The organism is Microbacterium sp. NPDC096154 (assembly GCF_040302945.1).
In the GTDB taxonomy this organism is placed as follows: Bacteria; Actinomycetota; Actinomycetes; order Actinomycetales; family Microbacteriaceae; genus Microbacterium.
This window is the reverse complement of record NZ_JBEOSM010000001.1, coordinates 165,476-183,537: the sequence shown is the minus strand read 5'-3', so window position 1 is coordinate 183,537 and position 18,062 is coordinate 165,476. Positions and strand designations below refer to the sequence as shown.

General features: G+C 70.1%; 14 protein-coding genes and 1 tRNA gene. 8 read left to right on the top strand and 7 right to left on the bottom strand.

Annotated elements, in window-relative coordinates; translation table 11 throughout:
- Nucleotides 1-145 precede the first annotated feature (145 nt).
- The 4 genes from ABTW64_RS00885 to ABTW64_RS00870 all read left to right on the top strand — a co-directional run bounded on the left by ABTW64_RS00885 (nucleotide 146) and on the right by ABTW64_RS00870 (nucleotide 6,239).
- Nucleotides 146-1,450, top strand: a complete 1,305-nt coding sequence (locus ABTW64_RS00885) for a glycosyltransferase (protein WP_350618217.1) — start codon at nucleotides 146-148, stop codon at nucleotides 1,448-1,450.
- Nucleotides 1,447-3,396, top strand: a complete 1,950-nt coding sequence (locus tag ABTW64_RS00880; RefSeq protein WP_350618215.1) for a right-handed parallel beta-helix repeat-containing protein — start codon at nucleotides 1,447-1,449, stop codon at nucleotides 3,394-3,396. The genes ABTW64_RS00885 and ABTW64_RS00880 overlap by 4 nt, the downstream gene beginning before the upstream one ends.
- Nucleotides 3,393-4,580 carry a right-handed parallel beta-helix repeat-containing protein gene (locus tag ABTW64_RS00875; protein WP_350618213.1) on the top strand — a complete coding sequence of 396 codons (1,188 nt, stop codon included), beginning with the start codon at nucleotides 3,393-3,395 and terminating at the stop codon, nucleotides 4,578-4,580. Before ABTW64_RS00880 ends, ABTW64_RS00875 begins: the two co-directional genes overlap by 4 nt.
- Nucleotides 4,581-4,823: 243 nt before the next feature.
- Nucleotides 4,824-6,239: a UDP-glucose dehydrogenase family protein gene (locus ABTW64_RS00870; RefSeq protein ID WP_350618212.1), complete on the top strand. Its 1,416-nt coding sequence runs from the start codon at nucleotides 4,824-4,826 to the stop codon at nucleotides 6,237-6,239.
- A gap of 109 nt (nucleotides 6,240-6,348) precedes the next feature.
- Here the strand turns inward: ABTW64_RS00870 and def are convergent, their stop codons facing one another.
- Nucleotides 6,349-6,915, bottom strand: a complete 567-nt coding sequence (def, locus tag ABTW64_RS00865) for a peptide deformylase (RefSeq protein WP_350618211.1) — start codon at nucleotides 6,913-6,915, stop codon at nucleotides 6,349-6,351.
- Between the two features lie 80 nt (nucleotides 6,916-6,995).
- Here def and ABTW64_RS00860 point away from each other — a divergent pair, with 80 nt between their 5' ends.
- The 4 genes from ABTW64_RS00860 (at nucleotide 6,996) to ABTW64_RS00845 (ending at nucleotide 10,091) form a co-directional block, all read left to right on the top strand.
- Complete coding sequence (locus ABTW64_RS00860; RefSeq protein WP_350618816.1) at nucleotides 6,996-8,060, top strand: DMT family transporter; 1,065 nt, start codon at nucleotides 6,996-6,998, stop codon at nucleotides 8,058-8,060.
- A gap of 59 nt (nucleotides 8,061-8,119) precedes the next feature.
- Nucleotides 8,120-8,194 (top strand) — tRNA-Ile (locus ABTW64_RS00855).
- Nucleotides 8,195-8,375: 181 nt separating this feature from the next.
- The gene (locus tag ABTW64_RS00850) at nucleotides 8,376-9,482 is read left to right on the top strand and encodes a carboxylate-amine ligase (protein ID WP_350618209.1); all 1,107 of its coding nucleotides are present in this window, start codon (nucleotides 8,376-8,378) and stop codon (nucleotides 9,480-9,482) included.
- A 105-nt stretch (nucleotides 9,483-9,587) separates the two neighbouring features.
- Nucleotides 9,588-10,091 (top strand): DUF3145 domain-containing protein, encoded by a 504-nt coding sequence (locus ABTW64_RS00845; RefSeq protein ID WP_350618207.1) that lies wholly within the window; start codon nucleotides 9,588-9,590, stop codon nucleotides 10,089-10,091.
- Between the two features lie 140 nt (nucleotides 10,092-10,231).
- Here the strand turns inward: ABTW64_RS00845 and ABTW64_RS00840 are convergent, their stop codons facing one another.
- From ABTW64_RS00840 to aceE, 6 genes are all read right to left on the bottom strand, one after another.
- A complete protein-coding gene (locus tag ABTW64_RS00840) occupies nucleotides 10,232-11,473 on the bottom strand; it encodes a beta-ketoacyl-[acyl-carrier-protein] synthase family protein (protein WP_350618205.1) in 1,242 nt (413 codons plus the stop codon).
- 79 nt (nucleotides 11,474-11,552) lie between these two features.
- The gene (locus tag ABTW64_RS00835; RefSeq protein ID WP_350618203.1) at nucleotides 11,553-11,798 is read right to left on the bottom strand and encodes an acyl carrier protein; all 246 of its coding nucleotides are present in this window, start codon (nucleotides 11,796-11,798) and stop codon (nucleotides 11,553-11,555) included.
- A gap of 92 nt (nucleotides 11,799-11,890) precedes the next feature.
- On the bottom strand, nucleotides 11,891-12,892 hold the full coding sequence (locus ABTW64_RS00830; protein WP_350618201.1) for a beta-ketoacyl-ACP synthase III: 1,002 nt from the start codon (nucleotides 12,890-12,892) through the stop codon (nucleotides 11,891-11,893).
- A gap of 41 nt (nucleotides 12,893-12,933) precedes the next feature.
- A complete protein-coding gene (locus tag ABTW64_RS00825; RefSeq protein WP_350618199.1) occupies nucleotides 12,934-13,845 on the bottom strand; it encodes an ACP S-malonyltransferase in 912 nt (303 codons plus the stop codon).
- 88 nt (nucleotides 13,846-13,933) lie between these two features.
- Nucleotides 13,934-15,145 carry a PucR family transcriptional regulator gene (locus ABTW64_RS00820; protein WP_350618197.1) on the bottom strand — a complete coding sequence of 404 codons (1,212 nt, stop codon included), beginning with the start codon at nucleotides 15,143-15,145 and terminating at the stop codon, nucleotides 13,934-13,936.
- Between the two features lie 59 nt (nucleotides 15,146-15,204).
- Entirely contained in the window at nucleotides 15,205-17,931 is a 2,727-nt protein-coding gene (gene aceE / locus ABTW64_RS00815; RefSeq protein WP_350618195.1) for a pyruvate dehydrogenase (acetyl-transferring), homodimeric type, read from the bottom strand.
- Nucleotides 17,932-18,062 lie beyond the last annotated feature (131 nt).

The following is an 18,062-nucleotide window of genomic DNA, read 5'->3' as shown; positions in this document are numbered from 1 at the left end:
CGGCGTGGGGGTTGTGCACCGCTGAGCGGGAGCCCCGCGGCCGATTCAGGCGACTTCTCCCAGTGAGTGGGGGTGGCCGTATCTATCCCGGTGAGGTCCGCTCCGGGTCTGTGCCTGAGTCCCCCGCCGAGAAAGGGCACACCCGATGCCGCTCCTGCCATCCGCCGTCCACCCGCCCGCAGACGTCCTCTCGATGCTCGCCGAGCTGCGTTTCAGCTGGGACTCCATCGTCGCGTTCGCGGTGTCCCTGCTGCCGTACTTCCCGCTCGCCGCCGCGGGCACCGTCGTGTGGGCCCTGTGGCTCTACCGGGTCATCCTGTCGCGGCGCGCCAAGGCCATCGAGAGCGACTTCCGCACCACGACCTCGGTTGTCGTGCCGTCGTTCCACGAGGACCCGGACATCCTGCTGAGCTGTCTGGAGACGTGGCGCGAGCAGAACCCCACCGAGATCATCATCGTGCTCGACGTCGCCGACACCGAGGCCTACCAGCGCATCGTCGACCTCGGCGATGAGCGGGTGCACCCGATCCTGTTCCATCACGCGGGCAAGCGCAGCGCGCTGGGGGTCGGCATCCGCGCCGCACGCTCCGAGGTGCTGCTGCTCGTCGACTCCGACACCCGCTGGACCCCGGGGCTGCTCGAGAACGTGCAGAAGCCGTTCATCGACCCGGAGGTGGGCGCCGTCAGCACGCAGCAGAACGTCTACCAGCGCACGACGAGCGTCTGGCGCCGCGTCGCCGACTGGCTCGTCGACCTGCGCTACTACGACTACGTGCCCGCCATGGGGAAGGCCGGTGCCGTTCCGTGCGTCTCCGGCCGCACCGCCGTCTACCGGCGCGAAGCCGTGATGCCGGTGCTCGACGACCTCGAGAACGAGTTCTTCCTCGGGCGCCGCTGCATCGCAGGCGACGACGGCCGCCTCACCTGGCTCGTGCTCGCGTCCGGGTACAAGACGGTGCACCAGTCGTCGGCCAAGGCGCTGTCGATGTTCCCCGCGACGTTCCGCGCGTTCGTCAAGCAGCGGGTGCGCTGGAGCCGCAACTCGTACCGCTGCTACCTGACGGCGATGTTCAAGGGCTGGCTCTGGAAGACGCCCTTCGTCACCAAGGTCACCGTGCTGCAGATCCTGCTGACGCCCGTCACGATGGGGCTCACGCTGGGGTACCTCTTCTTCAGCCGCCTCGAGCTGACGACCATCGGCATCTGGACCGCCGTCGCCTGGGTCGTGCTGACCCGCGGCATCCGCGGCTTCTCGCACCTGCGGCGTCACCCGCAGGAGATCCTGATGCTTCCGTTGATCGTGCTCGTCGTGATCTTCATCGCGCTGCCGATCAAGCTGTACGCGTTCGTGACCATGAACAAGCAGGGCTGGCTCACGCGCAGCGCCACCGCCATCGGCGGAGACGGCCAGACCGCCCGCACGCTCGTCGCCGAGGAGGCCCTCGCATGAATGCACAGGATCGATCGCCGCGCAGGACGCGGACCGTGCGCGGGGCGCTTGCCGGCGTCGCCGGGCTCGTCGGAGCCGCCGTCCTCGCGTTCCTCCCCGGCATCGTGCACGCCGATGAGCCCGCGGTCGACTGGTCGTACGGGCCGGAGGACGCCACCGTCGTCACCGGCCAGCCCTACCCGGGCGACGCCGAGGCCGAGGCGCTGCTCGTGGGCGCCGAGGATCGTCGCCTCGTCGAGGTGCGCTCGATCTCGAACGCGGCCGGGTGGACGAACGTCAACCAGGGCAAGCCCTACCGCCTGGTCACCGGCAACACCTACACGCTCGTGCTGATCGCCCGCGAGGCGCCGTACACGCTCGACGACCTGCTCGAGTACGCGCCCAGCACGTTCGTGCGGCAGCCCGACGGGTCGTATCTGCTGAGCGAGAACATCGTGGTCGAGCAGGATGCGACGCTGAAGCTGAGCAGCCCGGATGGGCTCCGCCTGCACATGAGCAGCACCCCCGACGCGTTCGTGTCGATCGTCACGATCGGCGGTGCTCTCGAGTTCTCTGGCACCACCGACTCGCCCCTCGAGGTGACGAGCTGGGACCCGGTCGAGTCGGAGCCCGACAAGGAGACATCCGACGGGCGCGCCTACATCCGCGTCACGGGCGGCCACGCCTCGTTCGCCGACGTGGTGTTCCACGATCTGGGGTTCTGGGCGGGCACGACGGGAGGCGTCTCGCTCACCGGCACGACGACCCCGGATGTGCTGTCCGACTACGCACCGCAGAACCTCCAGGCCGAGCCCACCCAGGCGCCCGCGGAGGTCTACGGCAGCGAGCTGCTGCCCGCCGGCGGGGTCGACACCCTCTCGACGGCGCCGGATCTGTCGGGTTACAGCTACGTCTCGGCCTTCCTCCGCAACGTGGTCAGCCGCGACAATGCCTATGGAATGTTCATCACGAGCGCTGACGGCGTGGACATCAGAGACTCGACCTTCGAGCACAACCTGGTCGATGGCCTCGTGCTGCACCGATACGTGACGAACACGATCGTCCGCACGTCGACCGCCTCCGACAACGGCGGCGACGGGTTCCTCCTGACCCGGGCCACGAGCGGCATCAGCCTCGACAGGGTGGAGGCCACCGATAACGGCCGCAACGGCATCACGTTGCAGGGCGGGCCTCTGGCCGACGGGCCGAGCGCGACCGGCACCGCGGTCGGGCGCTACGGCAACAACCAGGTCGTCAACAGCGAGGCATCCGGAAACGGCCGGTACGGAATCGATGTGATGGGCGGCACCAAGCTCGTGGTCGACGGCAACACCGTCACCGACCAGCGCATGGGCATCGTCGTCTCGACGGACGTCGACACCGTCGAGGTCACCGACAACCTCGTCACCGGCTCGGAGGAGCAGGGCATCGCCTTGCGCGCCGGGGTGGTGGAGGCGCTCGTGCGCGGCAACGAGGTCGACGGCGGCGAGATCGGCATCTACCTGCGGGATGCCGGGGGAGTGATCGACCGCAACACCGTCACGGGGGTCACGAACCACGCCGTCACCCTGATCGATCAGACCGTCGCGTCGTCGGTGACCGACAACGAGGTGTCCGGCATCGGGCCGAGCGCGATCGACGTCGCGCGGGCAGGCGGCGACGTGGCGAGCTCAGGCAACCGGGTCGTGGAGTGGCAGAGCACGAAGCCGCTGGATGTGGTGCTGCGCAGCATCTTCCAGCCGCTCACGGTGATGTGGCTGTCGCTCGGGCTGCTGCTGCTGATCACTGCCCTCACGAGCATCGGACGGCGGCGGGCGGGGATCCATCACCCCTACGCGAACCGCGTGCCGATGTCGGCCCTCACCGCGGGCGTCGTGGCACCCGAGGCGCTGGGCCTTCAGCCCGCGCCGTGGTCGCACATCGGCAAGCGTCCGCGTCTGCGCCGAGAAGAGGAGCGGTCGTCGTGATCCCCTATCTGCGCACCCATCCGCTCGTGCTCGCGATCGCCGCCTTCCTCCTGGGAGCGCTGTTCGTCAGCGCCCTGTGGGGCGGCGTCGCCCTCGCGAGCGCCAGTGGGAGGGCCACGGGCGCCGACGCCGCCGGCGCCGACGGCACCGCGGGCGACCCCGACCCGACGACCCTCGGGCAGACCGCCAGCCCCAGCCCGTCGGCCAGCCCCTCGCCGACCCGCTCGGATGACGACGAGGAGGACGACTCGGAGGACGACCCCGTGGCGCCGCCCGAGCCGCCGAGATCGACCACCACCGAGTGCCCGTCGCCGACCGTCACGGTGTCGACGGCCGCCGAGTTGCAGACGGCACTGGACGAGGCGGCTCCCGGTGATGTCATCGAGCTTCAGGCCGGTCGGTATGTGGGCGAGTTCGTGGCCACCGAGTCGGGCACCGAGGATCAGCCGATCACGCTCTGCGGCTCGTCCGACGCGATCCTGGACGGCGATGGCGTGAAGGGCGGCTACGTGTTCCACCTCGATCAGGCCGAGTACTGGCACCTCATCGGCTTCAGCGTGACGAACGGCCAGAAGGGCGTGATGGCCGACGGCACGAAGGGATCCACCATCGAGGGCCTCACGGTCTTCCACATCGGCGATGAGGCGATCCACCTGCGCCGCCACAGCACCGACAACCTGGTGATCGGCAACGACATCAGCGACACCGGGCTGCGCCGGGAGAAGTTCGGCGAGGGCGTGTACGTCGGGTCCGCCGAGAGCAACTGGTGCAACATCACCGACTGCGAACCCGACGAGTCGGATCGCAACGTGGTCGAGGGCAACACCATCCACGGCGTGCGCAGCGAGGCCGTCGACATCAAAGAGGGAACGACCGGAGGCATCGTCCGCGGCAACACCTTCGAGGGGTCGGCGATCGTCGGAGCCGACTCGTGGGTCGACATCAAGGGCAACGACTGGCTCATCGAGGACAACCACGGCGTGAACTCGCCGCTCGACGGGTTCCAGACGCACGAGATCCTCGACGGCTGGGGCACGCGCAACACCTTCCGCGGCAACATCGCCGAGGTCAATGGCCCCGGTTTCGGCTACTCGCTCACCCCCGAACGCGACAACGTCGTCACCTGCGACAACACCGCCAGCAACGCGGCAGAGGGCGACATGAACGTGGAGTGCTCGGGCTGAGGTAACCCCGCCTCCTCGCCCAGTCCGGCACAGGACGATCGCGTCCGGGTCGGCACCCGCTCCGCCCGTACCCGCTCCGCCCGTACCCGCATGGCGCGATCGCGCCGGGCCAGCCGGCGCATGCGCCCGTCGCCGCTGCGCCTTTCCACGGCCCCCGTCCGCGAGGCCACCGTCTTCGACCGCGCCCTCGAGCGCCTCCTTCCACCCCCACCGCACGCACCACCCACCCCCAGGGAGAACGAAATGAACCACACCGACATCACCGTCCAGGGCCAGACTGACTTCGCGGCCCCGCGGATCACCGTCATCGGCACCGGGTACCTCGGCGCCACTCACGCGGTCTGCATGGCCGCCCTCGGCTTCGAGGTGCTCGGAGTCGACGTCGATCCCCCCAAGGTCGCGGAGCTCGCGGCCGGCCGGGTGCCGTTCTTCGAGCCGGGCCTGCCGGAGAAGCTCCGGGAGGTGCTCGACGCGGGGCGCATCCGGTTCACCACCGACTTCGACGAGGCCGCGGCATTCGGCGACGTGCACTTCGTGTGTGTCGGCACGCCGCAGCTGCCCGGCTCGCATGGCGCCGATCTGCGCTACGTCGACAGCGCGTTCACCGAGCTGGCGCGGCGCATCACACGCCCCGCGCTGCTGGTGGGGAAGTCGACCGTGCCGGTCGGCACCGCCGCGCGTCTGCGCGAGCTGGTGCGCGAGGTCTCACCCGTGGGCGAGGAGCTGGAGCTCGCCTGGAACCCCGAGTTCCTGCGTGAGGGGTTCGCGGTGGAGGACACCCTGCACCCCGACCGGCTCGTGTTCGGGGTCGCCTCGCCGCGTGCGGAGCGGGAGCTGCAGCGCGTGTTCCGACCGCTGCTCGACGCCGGCACGCCCCTGGTCGTCGCGGATCTGCCGACTGCCGAGCTCGTGAAGGTCGCGGCGAACTCGTTCCTCGCGACCAAGATCTCGTACATCAACGCCATGGCCGAGGTGTGCGAGGTGGCGGGCGCCGACGTGGACGTGCTGTCGGTCGCGCTGGCGTACGACGACCGGATCGGCGGCCGGTTCCTGCGGCCGGGCCTCGGCTTCGGCGGCGGTTGCCTGCCGAAGGACATCCGCGCGTTCCAGCACCGGGCGTCTGAGCTCGGCGCGGGCCAGGCGGTGGCATTCCTCGGCGAGGTCGACGGCATCAACCTGCGCCGACGCTCGCGCACCGTCGACCTGGTGCGCGAGCTGGCGGGCGGCTCGCTCGAAGGCGTGCGCGTGGCGGCGCTGGGCGCGGCGTTCAAGCCGAACTCGGACGATGTGCGGGATGCGCCCGCGCTGGACGTCGCCCGCATGCTCTACCTCGAGGGAGCGACCGTCGCGGTCTACGACCCCGAAGCCAACGCCAACGCCCACCGCGTGTACCCGGACCTCGACTACGTCGACTCCATGGACGCCGCTGTCGCGGGTGCCGAGGTGACCGTGCTGCTGACCGAATGGGACGAGTTCCGTCACGCCGACCCGGGCGTGCTCGGCCGGCTCGCAGCGGCGCGCCGGATCGTCGACGCGCGTCACGCGCTCGACGTCGAGGCCTACCTCGAGGCCGGGTGGGAGTACCGGGCGCTCGGGCGTCCGATGATCGGTGCACCCACCGCGCTGCCGCAGGGCGGCGGGGTGGCGATCGCCGAGTAGGCGGGGACGCCGCGGCCTGGCGGGGGAGGGCGGTTCGCGACATGAGGCGCATGTCGCGAACCGCCCTTCGCTGTGCAACGGCTGATGCGAGACCGCCTGCGTGCGGGCCTCAGCCCTCGAGGTCGTCGACCCCGGGCATCCAGCTCGCACCGGGGCGGCCCCAGCCACGCTTGCGTGCGATCTTCTGCACGAGCTTCGCGTCGGGCCCCGTGAGCCGGTCGATGTAGAGCACGCCGTCGAGGTGATCGAACTCGTGCTGCATGATGCGGGCGCGCCATCCGTCGACGTCGATGCGCACGGGCTCGCCGTCGAGGTCGATGCCCGTCACCAGCACGCGCTCGGAGCGGCGCAGCGCGAAGCGCTCGCCCGGGAACGACAGGCACCCCTCCGACTCCTCGTCCTCGTCGGGCTCGCCCGGCACGAGCGGGGTCATCCACAGCTCGGGATTCAGGATGACGCCCCGCCAGGGGGAGCCCTCGTCGTCCTCGTACGAGTACGTGTAGATGCGCAGCGGCACGCCGACCTGCGGGGCGGCGAGGCCGACGCCCGGAGCGGCGTCCATGGTCTCGAACATGTCGGCCACCAGCGTGCGGATCTCCTCGGTGATCTGCTCGATGGGCGAAGCGGGGGCGTGGAGCACGGGATCGCCCATGATGCGGATCGGGAGAACGGCCATGCCTCCAGCGTAGTGGGGCACCCGCCGGGTACCCTCGGAGGGTGCATCGCGGGATCGTTCCATGGGGCCTGGGGGCCGGGATGGAAGGCGTGGGAGACCAGCTGGTCGGCGCGTTCCAGAACCCGGGGCTGCTGCTCGGCATCCCGCTGGCCCTCGCGGGAGCGGTGTTCATGTCGCTCGGCGCCCAGTATCAGAGCCAGGGCGTGCGCAAGGTCGAGAAGCTGTCGGGCGCGACCGGTGAGACGGGTCTCGGGATGTCGCACCTCATGCGACTGCTCACGCGTCCGTCCTGGGTCATCGGCACCGTGCTGCTGGGCGTCGCGATCGTCTGCCAGCTCAGCGCCATCGCGGTCGCTCCGCTCATCGTCGTCCAGCCGCTGGGCGCCGTGTCGCTTGTGATCACGACGCTTCTCAATGCCCAGGTCACCGGTCATGTGCCGACGCGCAAGTCGCTCATCTCGATCGGGTTGTGCGTCGGCGGCATCTTCTTGTTCGTCATCGTCGCCGCGATCTACGCCACCGAGCGACCGCTGTCGGATTTCGAGCTGCTGACGGTGCTGGCGATCCTGCTCGTCGTCATCATCCTGCTGGGCGGCATGTGGGTGATCATGCGCAAGCGCATGGGAGCGCTGTTCTACATCACGGCGGCTGGCGTGCTGTACGGCTTCGTCGCGACGCTCGCGAAGGTCGTCATCAAGCGGATCCAGTCGGACGACTTCGAATGGATCACCATCGTCTGCCTCATAGCGCTGGTCGCGGCGGCTGCCGCCGGCGGCTACTTCGTGCAGACGGCGTACTCGTCGGGACCGCCCGACCTGGTGATCGCCGGTCTCACGGTGATCGATCCGATCGTCGCCGTGCTGATCGCCGCCATCGTGCTGGGGGAGGCGTCCCACGCGCCGGTGCCGGCCCTGCTGATCTTCGTGCTCGCGGGGGTCATCGCGTCCTACGGGGTGTTCCTGCTGGCCAAGCACCATCCGCAGGTGCTGAGCGAGAGCCAGCAGATCGAGATCACCCGCGGCAGCGGCGACGGCGACGCGCCGGCCCCCCAGGGGGTCACTCCGCTCGACCAGCTGCGCAACCTCCGCGATCCGGAGGACCTGCTCAGACGTCGTACGCCGCCGCCCGAAGACCGCTCGGGCTGACTCCGGCGCTCCGCGTGGCCAGCGCGGAGGCAGGCGTCCGACACGAGTAGTGTCGATGCGGGGCAGTGGCCAAGCTGGTTAAGGCAGTGAGCTCATAACTCAACGATTCGCGGGTTCGAGTCCCGCCTGCCCCACGAACTTCCGCCGGAGCGCTTTTCGGTGCGAGCACAGGGTCTATCGCGACGAGTCGCCCGCGAGCCGTCGCGGATCAGCGTGACCGTCCCGGGTGGACCGCCCAGGCACGAGGACGGGATCAGGGCCCGCAGTCGCGTCAAGTCCGTTTCGCCCCCGCCATGGGTATGCCCATAGTGAGGCATGCGAACGTTCGGCGTCGAGGAAGAGCTGCTGCTGGTCGACGCCGTCACCGGGGTCCCGCGAGCGCTGGCGCCCGACATCCTGGACCGCGCGGGCCACGGCGACAGCGCGGGCTTCGCGCTCGAGGCCGAGATGCAGCAGGAGATGATCGAGGTCGTCTCGTCGCCCTGCACCGACCGCGGCGAGCTCCTCGCGTTGATGCGGGCGGGGCGCCGCACGGCGAACGGTCTCGCCCGTGACCGCGGTGCGAGAGCGGTGGCACTGGCGAGCTCGCCTCTGCCCGTGCAACCGCATACCACGCTCAAGCGGCGCTACCAGGCGATCGCCGAGGGCTACGCGGGCATGGCGAGAACGACCCTGGAGTGCGGATTCCACGTGCACGTCGGCGTCGCCGACGACGAGGAGGGCGTCGCGGTGCTCAACCGCATCCGCGCGTGGTTGCCCGCTGTGCTCGCGCTGTCGGCCAACTCGCCCTTCCGCGACGGCGAGGACACCGGCCATGCCAGCTTCCGATTCGTGGTCTGGCACCACTGGCCCACGGCGGGCCCCATCGACGTGCTCGCCGACGCGGCGGCCTACCGGGCGTTCGAGCGGGAACTGGTGGCCACCGGTGCCATCCTCGATACGGGCATGCTCTACTTCGACGCTCGGCTGTCGCGTAACCACGGCACAGTGGAGGTCCGGATCGCCGATGTGTGCCTGGCGGCCGAGGACGGGGCGCTGCTGGCGTGCGTCGTCCGCGCGCTGGTCGACCAGGCGGCGGACGACTGGCGCAGCGGCATCGCGCCGCTGCCGGCGTCGACGGCGGCCATCCGCCTCGCATCGTGGCTCGCCGCGCGCCACGGGATGGGCGATCGCCTCGTCGACCCTGTGACCGGCACGCCGCGCGCCGCCGTGGCGGTGATCGAGCGCATGCTCGCGTGGGTGGGTCCGGCGCTGCGCCGCCACGGCGACGAGGACCCTGTACGCGAGGGCGTGCGCCGGATCGCACGCGTCGGCACGGGGGCGGAACGGCAGCGCACGGCCCTGCGCGAGGGCGGCTCCATGGCGCATGTGCTCGCCGATGCGGCTGCGGCGACACAGGACGCGGGAATCACACGCTTGTGATTCCGACCGACCGCAGCAATAATGCTGGGAGAACCGAATAGCTCGTCAGCCGGATCACACCGGTCAGGTCGTAGGGGAAGACGTACCTGACGAAACGGAGAGATCATGGCGACACCTTTGGCGCGCGGAGTGGTCTACATCCACTCAGCGCCACGCGCGTTGTGCCCCCACCTCGAGTGGGCGGTCGGCCGCTCGATCGGCCGTGCCGTGAACTTCGAGTGGGCCGACCAGCCGGTGCTGGCCGGGGCACGACGTGCCGAGTTCTATTGGGAAGGTCCCGCCGGCACAGGCGCGGCCCTGGCCACGGGCATCCGCGGCTGGGAGCACCTGCGCTTCGAGGTGACGGAGGATCCGACCCCGCGCAGCGACGGCGGCCGCTGGATGCACACGCCTGACCTCGGCATCCACTACGCCCAGATGGACACGTCCGGCAACGTCGTGGTGCCCGAGGACCGCATCCGGTACGCGATGGAGGTCGCGGCCGGCGATCCGATCGAACTGCAGCGCGAGCTCGACATCGCTCTCGGCTCGGCGTGGGATGAGGAGCTCGAGCCGTTCCGCCACGCCAGCGACGACGCACCCGTCGTGTGGCTCCACAAGGTGGGCTGAACAGCCCGAACAGACCACGGAGCGGCGTCGGTACCGTCGGCCGGTCGAATCATCCCGGCGGATGAGAACGCGTCACTCCGGAACGACGAAGGGCCCCTGGAGAACCAGGGGCCCTTCGCATGTGCGGCTCGCGCGGCGGCTCAGCCCTCGTACGACGCGAAGGTCGCGACGGCGTTGTGACCGCCGAAGCCGAACGAGTTGCAGATCGCGACGTTGGGGCCCTCCGGCAGCGCCTGCGTCGAGCTCGAGGCCTTGAGCGGGATGGCCGGATCCTGATCGACGAGGTTGATCGTCGGGGGAGCGACACGATCGCGCAGGGCGAGAACCGTGAACACCGACTCGATCGCACCCGTTCCGCCGAGCAGGTGACCCGTCGACGCCTTGGTCGCCGAGACGGGGATGTCGTGCACCCGATCGCCGAACACGTCGAGCAGCGCCGCGTACTCGGCCGGGTCGCCGACCGGCGTCGACGTGGCATGCGCGTTGATGTGCGTGACCTCGTCGGGCGTGCGGCCGGCCTGCTCGAGCGCGTGGCGCACAGCCCGAGCGGCGCCCGCGCCTGTCGGGTGGTTGGCCGTGATGTGATACGCATCGGCCGTGACGGCCGTGCCCTCCAGCACCGCGTAGATCTTCGCCCCTCGGGCGTTCGCGTGCTCCTCCGTCTCGAGGATCAGCACGGCCGCGCCCTCGCCCATCACGAAGCCGTCGCGGTCGACCGAGAACGGGCGCGAGGCCGTCTCGGGGGAGTCGTTGCGGCGCGAGAGCGCCTGCATCGACGCGAAGGCGGCGACGGTGATGGGGTGGATGGCCGACTCGGTGCCACCGGCGATCACGACGTCGGCGAGCCCCAGCTGCAGGTGCTCATAGGCGCTCGCGATCGACTCGACGCTCGACGCGCACGCCGATGCGACGGTGCGCGCGAACGCCTGCGCGTTGAAGTGCAGCGAGAGGTTGCCGGACGCCGCGTTCGGCATGAGCATCGGCACCGTCATCGGCATGACGCGACGCGGGCCCTTCTCGCGCAGGGTGTCCCAGGCGTCGAGGAGCGTCCACACGCCGCCGATGCCGGTGGCGAAGTCGACGCCCAGACGGTCGGGCGCGATCTCCGGCGACCCCGCGTCGGCCCAGGCCTCCATGGCGGCGACCATGGCGAACTGGCTCGACTTGTCGAGCCGCTTCGCGACGGGCCGGTCGAGCACCGTCTCGGGTCGCACGATCGCCTCGGCGGCGAACGTCACGGGCAGCTCGTACTGCGCGACCCAGTCGTGCTCGAGCGTGCGCGCGCCGGAGGCGCCGGCCAGGAGTTTCTGCCAGTTCTCGGGGGCCGTGCCGCCGATCGCCGACGTGGCGCCGATTCCGGTCACGACGATGCGCTTGGTCATGGGATGGTTCCTCGTGCTCCGATTCGCGGGATCCGGTGCCGCACCCGCCGTCGTCAGGCTGGGTGCGGCACCGCGGATGTCACTGGTTGTTCGTGATGAAGTCGACGGCGTCCTTCACCGTCTTGAGGTTCTTGACCTCGTCGTCCGGGATGGTCACGCCGAACTTCTCCTCGGCGTTGACGACGATCGTCATCATCGAGATCGAGTCGATGTCGAGGTCGTCGGTGAACGACTTCTCGAGCTCGACCTCCTCCGCGGCGATGCCGGTCTCGTCGGTGATCAGCTCGGCCAGGCCGGCGAGGACCTCGTCAGTGGTGAATGCCATGGGGCTCTCCTCTTTCTCAGGATGTATCGGGGTCGGATGAAACGAATCGGACGACGGAACCGGGGTTCAGTCTATGGTCGCGCTGTGCGCCGCTACGGGAGCACGACGACCTGCGCGGCGAACACCAGTCCCGCGCCGAAGCCGATCTGCAGGGCGAGGCCGCGGCTCAGCTCGGGGTTCTCCTGCAGCAGGCGGTGGGTCGCGAGCGGGATGGACGCGGCCGACGTGTTGCCCGTGGTCTCGATGTCGCGAGCGACCTTGACCGTGTCGGGCAGGCCGAGCTGCTTGGCGAACTCGTCGACGATGCGCATGTTCGCCTGGTGGGGGATGAACGCGGCGAGGTCGTCGGCGGTGACACCGGCGGCTTCCAGCGCCTGCTTCGCGACCTTCGCCATCTCCCAGACGGCCCAGCGGAAGACGGTCGGTCCCTCCTGGCGGAGGGTCGGCCACTCGGCCACGCCGTCGCGGAAGTCGGTAAGGCGGTGGTTCATGCCGACGGCGTCGGCCTTCGACCCGTCGGAACCCCAGATCGACGCCGAGACGCCCGGGGTGTCGCTCGGGCCGAGCAGCGCCGCTCCGGCGCCGTCACCGAGCAGGAACGAGATGCTGCGGTCGGCCGGGTCGACGATGTCGCTGAGCTTCTCGGTGCCGATCACGAGGGCGTAGCGCGCGGCTCCCGCCCGGATGAGCGCGTCGGCCTGGGCGATGCTGTAGCAGTACCCGGCGCAGGCGGCGTTCACGTCGTACGCGGCCGCGGGGTTCGCGCCCACCCGGTCGGCGACGATGGCCGACACCGAGGGCGTCTGCTTGGGGTTGCTGATGGTCGCGACGATCACGAGATCGACCTCGGCCGGATCGACACCGGCACGCTCGATGGCCTCGCGGCCCGCGGCGGTGGCGAGGTCGATGGCGTCGGTCTCGGCGACGGCGCGCACGCGCGTCACGATGCCGGTGCGCTGGCGGATCCACTCGTCGCTGGAGTCGATGGGCCCGATCAGGTCGTCGTTCGGCACGGCGTTCTCGCCGCGTGCGGCGCCGTAGGCGTAGATGCGGGAGTGCGCGGCTCCGACGGCCTCTTTGAGAGTGACGGTCATGAGTCTTCCTTGCTTCAGGCGGCGGGTTCAGGCTGCCGGGTTCAGGCGGCGAGCAGCTCGAGCGCTGCCGCGAGGTCGTCGGGGGTCTTGACCGCGACGCTCGGCACGCCGCGGAGCGCGCGCTTGGCGAGGCCGGTCAGCGCGCCGGCGGGAGCCAGCTCGATGATGCCCGTGACGCCCTGCTCGGCGAACGACGCCATGCAGAGATCCCACCGCACGGGCGACGACACCTGACGCACGATGAGCTCGAGCGCGCGAGCGCCCGAGTCGAGCCTGCCGCCGTCGCTGTTGGTCCAGAGGGCGAGCTGAGGGTCGGCCACCGCGTCGATGGAGTCCACCGCCGACTGCAGCTGCTCCTGCGCCGGAGCCATGAACCGTGTGTGGAAGGCGCCGGCGACCTGCAGCGGGATCACCCGGCTGCCGCGCGGCGCCTGCGCGGCGAGGGCCCCCAGGCCCGCGAGCTCGCCGGCCGCGACGATCTGGCCCGCTCCGTTGTAGTTGGCGGGCGTCAGGTCGTTCGCGGCGAGCGCCTCGAGCACCTGCTCCTCGACGCCGCCCACGACCGCGCTCATGCCCGTCTCGGCAAGGGCGGCGGCATCGGCCATCGCGCGCCCCCGCACGCCCACCAGGCGCATGCCGGTGGCGGCGTCGATGACGCCCGCGGCGACGAGCGCGGCGATCTCACCCACCGAGTGGCCGGCCACGCCCGCAGGGCGGGCGCCGCCGGAGGTGAGGTGCTCCCACGCCAGCACGCTGGCCGCCACAATGAGTGGCTGAGCGATGCGGGTGTCGCGGATGGTGTCCGCGTCGGATTCGGTGCCGTGCGCCACGAGGTCGACCTGTGCCGCTTCCGAGAACGCGGCAAGGCGCTCGGCGGCGCCGTCCAGCTCGAGCCAGGGGGCGAGGAAGCCAGGGGTCTGCGAGCCCTGTCCAGGGCAGACGACGACGATCACCTGTCCAGTCTGCCAACGTTACGCAGACGCAGCCTGGCGAGGGCCTCACAAGAAAACACAGAACGCTTGTGCGTGGCAGACAGACGCGTCAGCGAGTCGATCCGTCGCGAGGGCGACGCACCGCAGCCCGTCGACGGGCGACATCCGCCGATCCGATCGATCCGAGGATGAGCGCGGTCTGCAGGATCAGCGCCTCCCGCGGTCCCGTGGCATCCCACCCGATCACGTCGCTGACGCGCTTGAGGCGGTAGCGAACCGTGTTCGGGTGCACGAACAGCTCGCGCGCCGTGGCCTCGAGCGAGCGGCCGTTGTCGAGATAGCTCCACAGCGTCGTCACCAGATCGGTCGAGTGCGCCGCGAGCGGGCGGTAGATCCGCTCGACGAGCGTGTGCTTCGCGACGGGATCGCCCGCGAGCGCGCGCTCGGGCAGCAGATCGTCGGCCTCCACGGGGCGCGGAGCGTGCCGCCAGCCACGCGCCACGGCGAAGCCGGCCAGCGCGGCGCGGGCGCTCTGGCTGGCATCCACCAGCGCCGGCACCGTCGGGCCCAGCACGAGGTAGCCCTCGCCGAACGCGGGCTCGAGCTGGCGCGCGATGTCGATGAACGGCAGCGCGTCGGCGTCCGGCTCGTCGTCTTCGGCCCGCTGGGCGCGGCCGATGACGACGACGAGACGGGATCCCTGCACGCCTACCAGCACGTCGACCCCGAGCTTGCGGGCGGTGCGGCGCACCTGATCGACGTCGAACTGCGGGGGAGCAGTGCCGACCAGCACGCACGCCTCGCCATGGCCGTGCCAGCCGAGGGCGGCGATACGGCTCGGAAGCTCCTCGTCGGCCTCGCCCGTCAGGATCGAGTCGACGACCAGCGCCTCCAGTCGCGCGTCCCACAGTCCGCGAGATTCGGCGGCGCGGGCGTACACATCGGCAGCCGTGAACGCGACCTCGCGCGAGTAGAGCAGGATGGCCTCGCGCAGCTCCTCGCTCTTCTCAGCGACGCGCTCCTCGACGATCTCCACGGTGATCCGGATGAGCTGCAGCGTCTGCTGCAGGCTCACGCTGCGCAGCAGCTCGCGAGGCGCCGCGGCGAAGATGTCCGCGGCGATCCACGGTGTCGAAGTCGGGTCGTCGAACCACTGGATGAACGAGGTGATGCCGGCCTGCGCGACGAGGCCGACGGCCGAGCGTCGCGCAGGCGGCATGCCGGCGTACCAGGGCAGCGACTGCTCGAGCCGCGTCGTGGTCGCCGTCGCGAGGTCGCCGGAGATCCTCCGCAGCCACGCGAGCGTGGCGGCCTTGTCCATCCGATCCGCGTCGGGCGCCGAGCCCTCGGCGGAAGAGGCCTGCCGAGCCACGTGAGGGCTCAGCTCTCCCCGCCGGCGTTGCCCGACGTGCCGGCGTTCACGTCGTGCAGCCGATACTTCTCGATGGCCTGCGCGATGACGCCGCGGTCGACCTTGCCCTCGTCGGCGAGCGCCTGCAGGGCGCGCACCGCCATGGACGGCCCGTCGATCTTGAAGAAGCGACGGGCGGCCGCACGCGTGTCCGAGAAGCCGAAGCCGTCGGCACCCAGCGTGAGGTAGCGCTGCGGCACCCACGGGCGGATCTGGTCCTGCACAGCGTGCATGAAGTCGCTCACCGCGATGACGGGACCCTCGGCGTCCTTGAGCTTGTCGGTGATGTACGCCGTCTTCGGCTCAGCCTCGGGGTGGAGGAAGTTGTGCTCGTCGACCGCGAGGCCGTCGCGGCGCAGCTCGGTCCAGCTGGTGACCGACCACACGTCGGCGACGACGCCCCAGTCGTTCTTGAGCAGCTCCTGCGCTTCGAGCGCCCACGGCACGCCCACGCCCGATGCGAGCAGCTGCGTGCGGGGGCCCTCGCCCTGGCCCTGGGAGATGCGGTGGATGCCGCGCACGATGCCGTCGACGTCCACGCCCTCCGGCTCGGCCGGCATCACGATGGGCTCGTTGTAGACGGTGATGTAGTACATCACGTTCGGGTCCTCGTGCTGGCCGCCGTACATCCGCTCGATGCCGGAGCGCACGATGTGGGCGATCTCGTAGCCGTAGGCGGGGTCGTACGACACCGTCGCCGGGTTCGTCGAGGCCAGCAGATGCGAGTGGCCGTCGGCGTGCTGCAGGCCCTCACCCGTGAGGGTCGTGCGACCCGCCGTGGCGCCGATGATGAAGCCGCGCGCCATCTGGTCGCCGGCTGCCCACTGCGCGTCGCCCGTGCGCTGGAAGCCGAACATCGAGTAGAAGATGTAGATCGGGATCAGCGGCTCGCCGTGCGTCGAGTACGCGGTGCCGGTGCCGGTGAAGGCCGCGAGCGCGCCGGCCTCGTTGATGCCGACGTGCATGATCTGGCCCTGCGGGCTCTCCTTGTAGGCAAGGAGCAGCTCGCGATCGACCGACGTGTAGTTCTGGCCGTTCGGGTTGTAGATCTTCGCGGTCGGGAAGTACGAGTCCATGCCGAACGTGCGCGCCTCATCCGGGATGACCGGGACGATGCGGTTGCCGAAGCCGTCGACCTTCAGAAGGTCCTTCACGAGGCGCACGAAGGCCATCGTGGTGGCGACCTCCTGCGTGCCCGAGCCCTTCTTGAGCAGCGCGTAGTCCTTGTCCTGGGGGAGGGGGATCTGCGTGTACTTGCTGCGACGCTCGGGCAGGAAGCCGCCCAGGCCCCGGCGGCGCTCCAGCATGTACTGGATGGTCTCGTCGTTCTCGCCCGGGTGGTAGTACGGCGGGCGGTACGGGTCGTCCTCGAGCTGCTTGTCCGTGACCGGGATGTGCATCGTGTCGCGGAACAGCTTGAGGTCGGCCAGCGTCATCTTCTTCATCTGGTGGGTCGCGTTGCGGCCCTCGAAGTGCGGTCCGAGACCGTAGCCCTTGATCGTGTGGGCGAGGATGACCGTCGGCTGGCCCTTGTGCTCCATGGCCGCCTTGAAGGCCGCGTAGACCTTGCGGTAGTCGTGACCGCCGCGGCGCAGGCCCCAGATCTGCTCGTCGGAGTAGTCCTTGACCAGCTCGAGCGCGCGGGGGTCGCGTCCGAAGAAGTTCTCGCGCACATAGGCGCCCGATTCGGCCTTGTAGGTCTGGAAGTCGCCGTCCGGCGTGCTGTTCATGAGGTTGAGCAGTGCGCCGTCGGTGTCGCGGGCGAGCAGGTCGTCCCACTCGCGGCCCCAGATGACCTTGATGACGTTCCAGCCGGCGCCGCGGAAGAAGCTCTCGAGCTCCTGCACGATCTTGCCGTTGCCGCGCACCGGGCCGTCGAGACGCTGCAGGTTGCAGTTCACGACGAACGTCAGGTTGTCGAGGCCTTCGTTGGCCGCGACCTGCAGCTGGCCGCGGCTCTCGACCTCGTCCATCTCGCCGTCGCCGAGGAACGCCCAGACGTGGCTGTCGCCGACGTCCTTGATGCCGCGGTTGGTGAGGTACTTGTTGGTCATCGCCTGGTAGACGGCGTTGATCGGCCCGAGGCCCATCGACACGGTCGGGAACTGCCAGAACTCCGGCATCAGGCGGGGGTGCGGGTACGACGACAGGCCGTTTGCGCCGGCCGACTTCTCCTGGCGGAAGCCGTCGAGCTGGGTCTCGCTGAGGCGGCCCTCCAGGAACGCGCGGGCGTAGGTGCCGGGCGACGCGTGGCCCTGGATGAAGATCTGGTCGCCGCCGGACGGGTGATCCTGGCCGCGGAAGAAGTGGTTGAAGCCGACCTCGTACAGCGACGCCGACGACGCGTATGTCGAGATGTGGCCGCCCACGCCGATGCCAGGGCGCTGGGCGCGGTGCACCGTGAGCGCCGCGTTCCAGCGGATCCAGGAGCGGTAGCGACGCTCCAGCTCCTCGTCGCCGGGGAAGTCGGGCTCGTCCTCGGGGGCGATCGTGTTGACGTAGTCGGTCGTGGGAACCATCGGCACGCCGAGGTGCAGATCCTTCGAGCGCTTGAGCAGGCTCAGCATGATCTCGCGACCGCGCTGGTGGCCCTTCGCCTCGACGAGCTCATCCAGCGACTGCTGCCACTCGCTGGTCTCCTCGGGATCGCTGTCCTGCGGTCCCTGCGAGTACGGATCCTGGTCGTGAACAGCCACCGGATGCCCTTTCGTCGAGCGGGGCAGGTCGTGCCTCGCGAACGTGCGTGCGCGTGCGCCGACGGGGTCGTGTGCGCACGCGTGATCGCCCATCAGCCTATCGCCCTCCGAGGGCGCCGGAGCCCTCGACC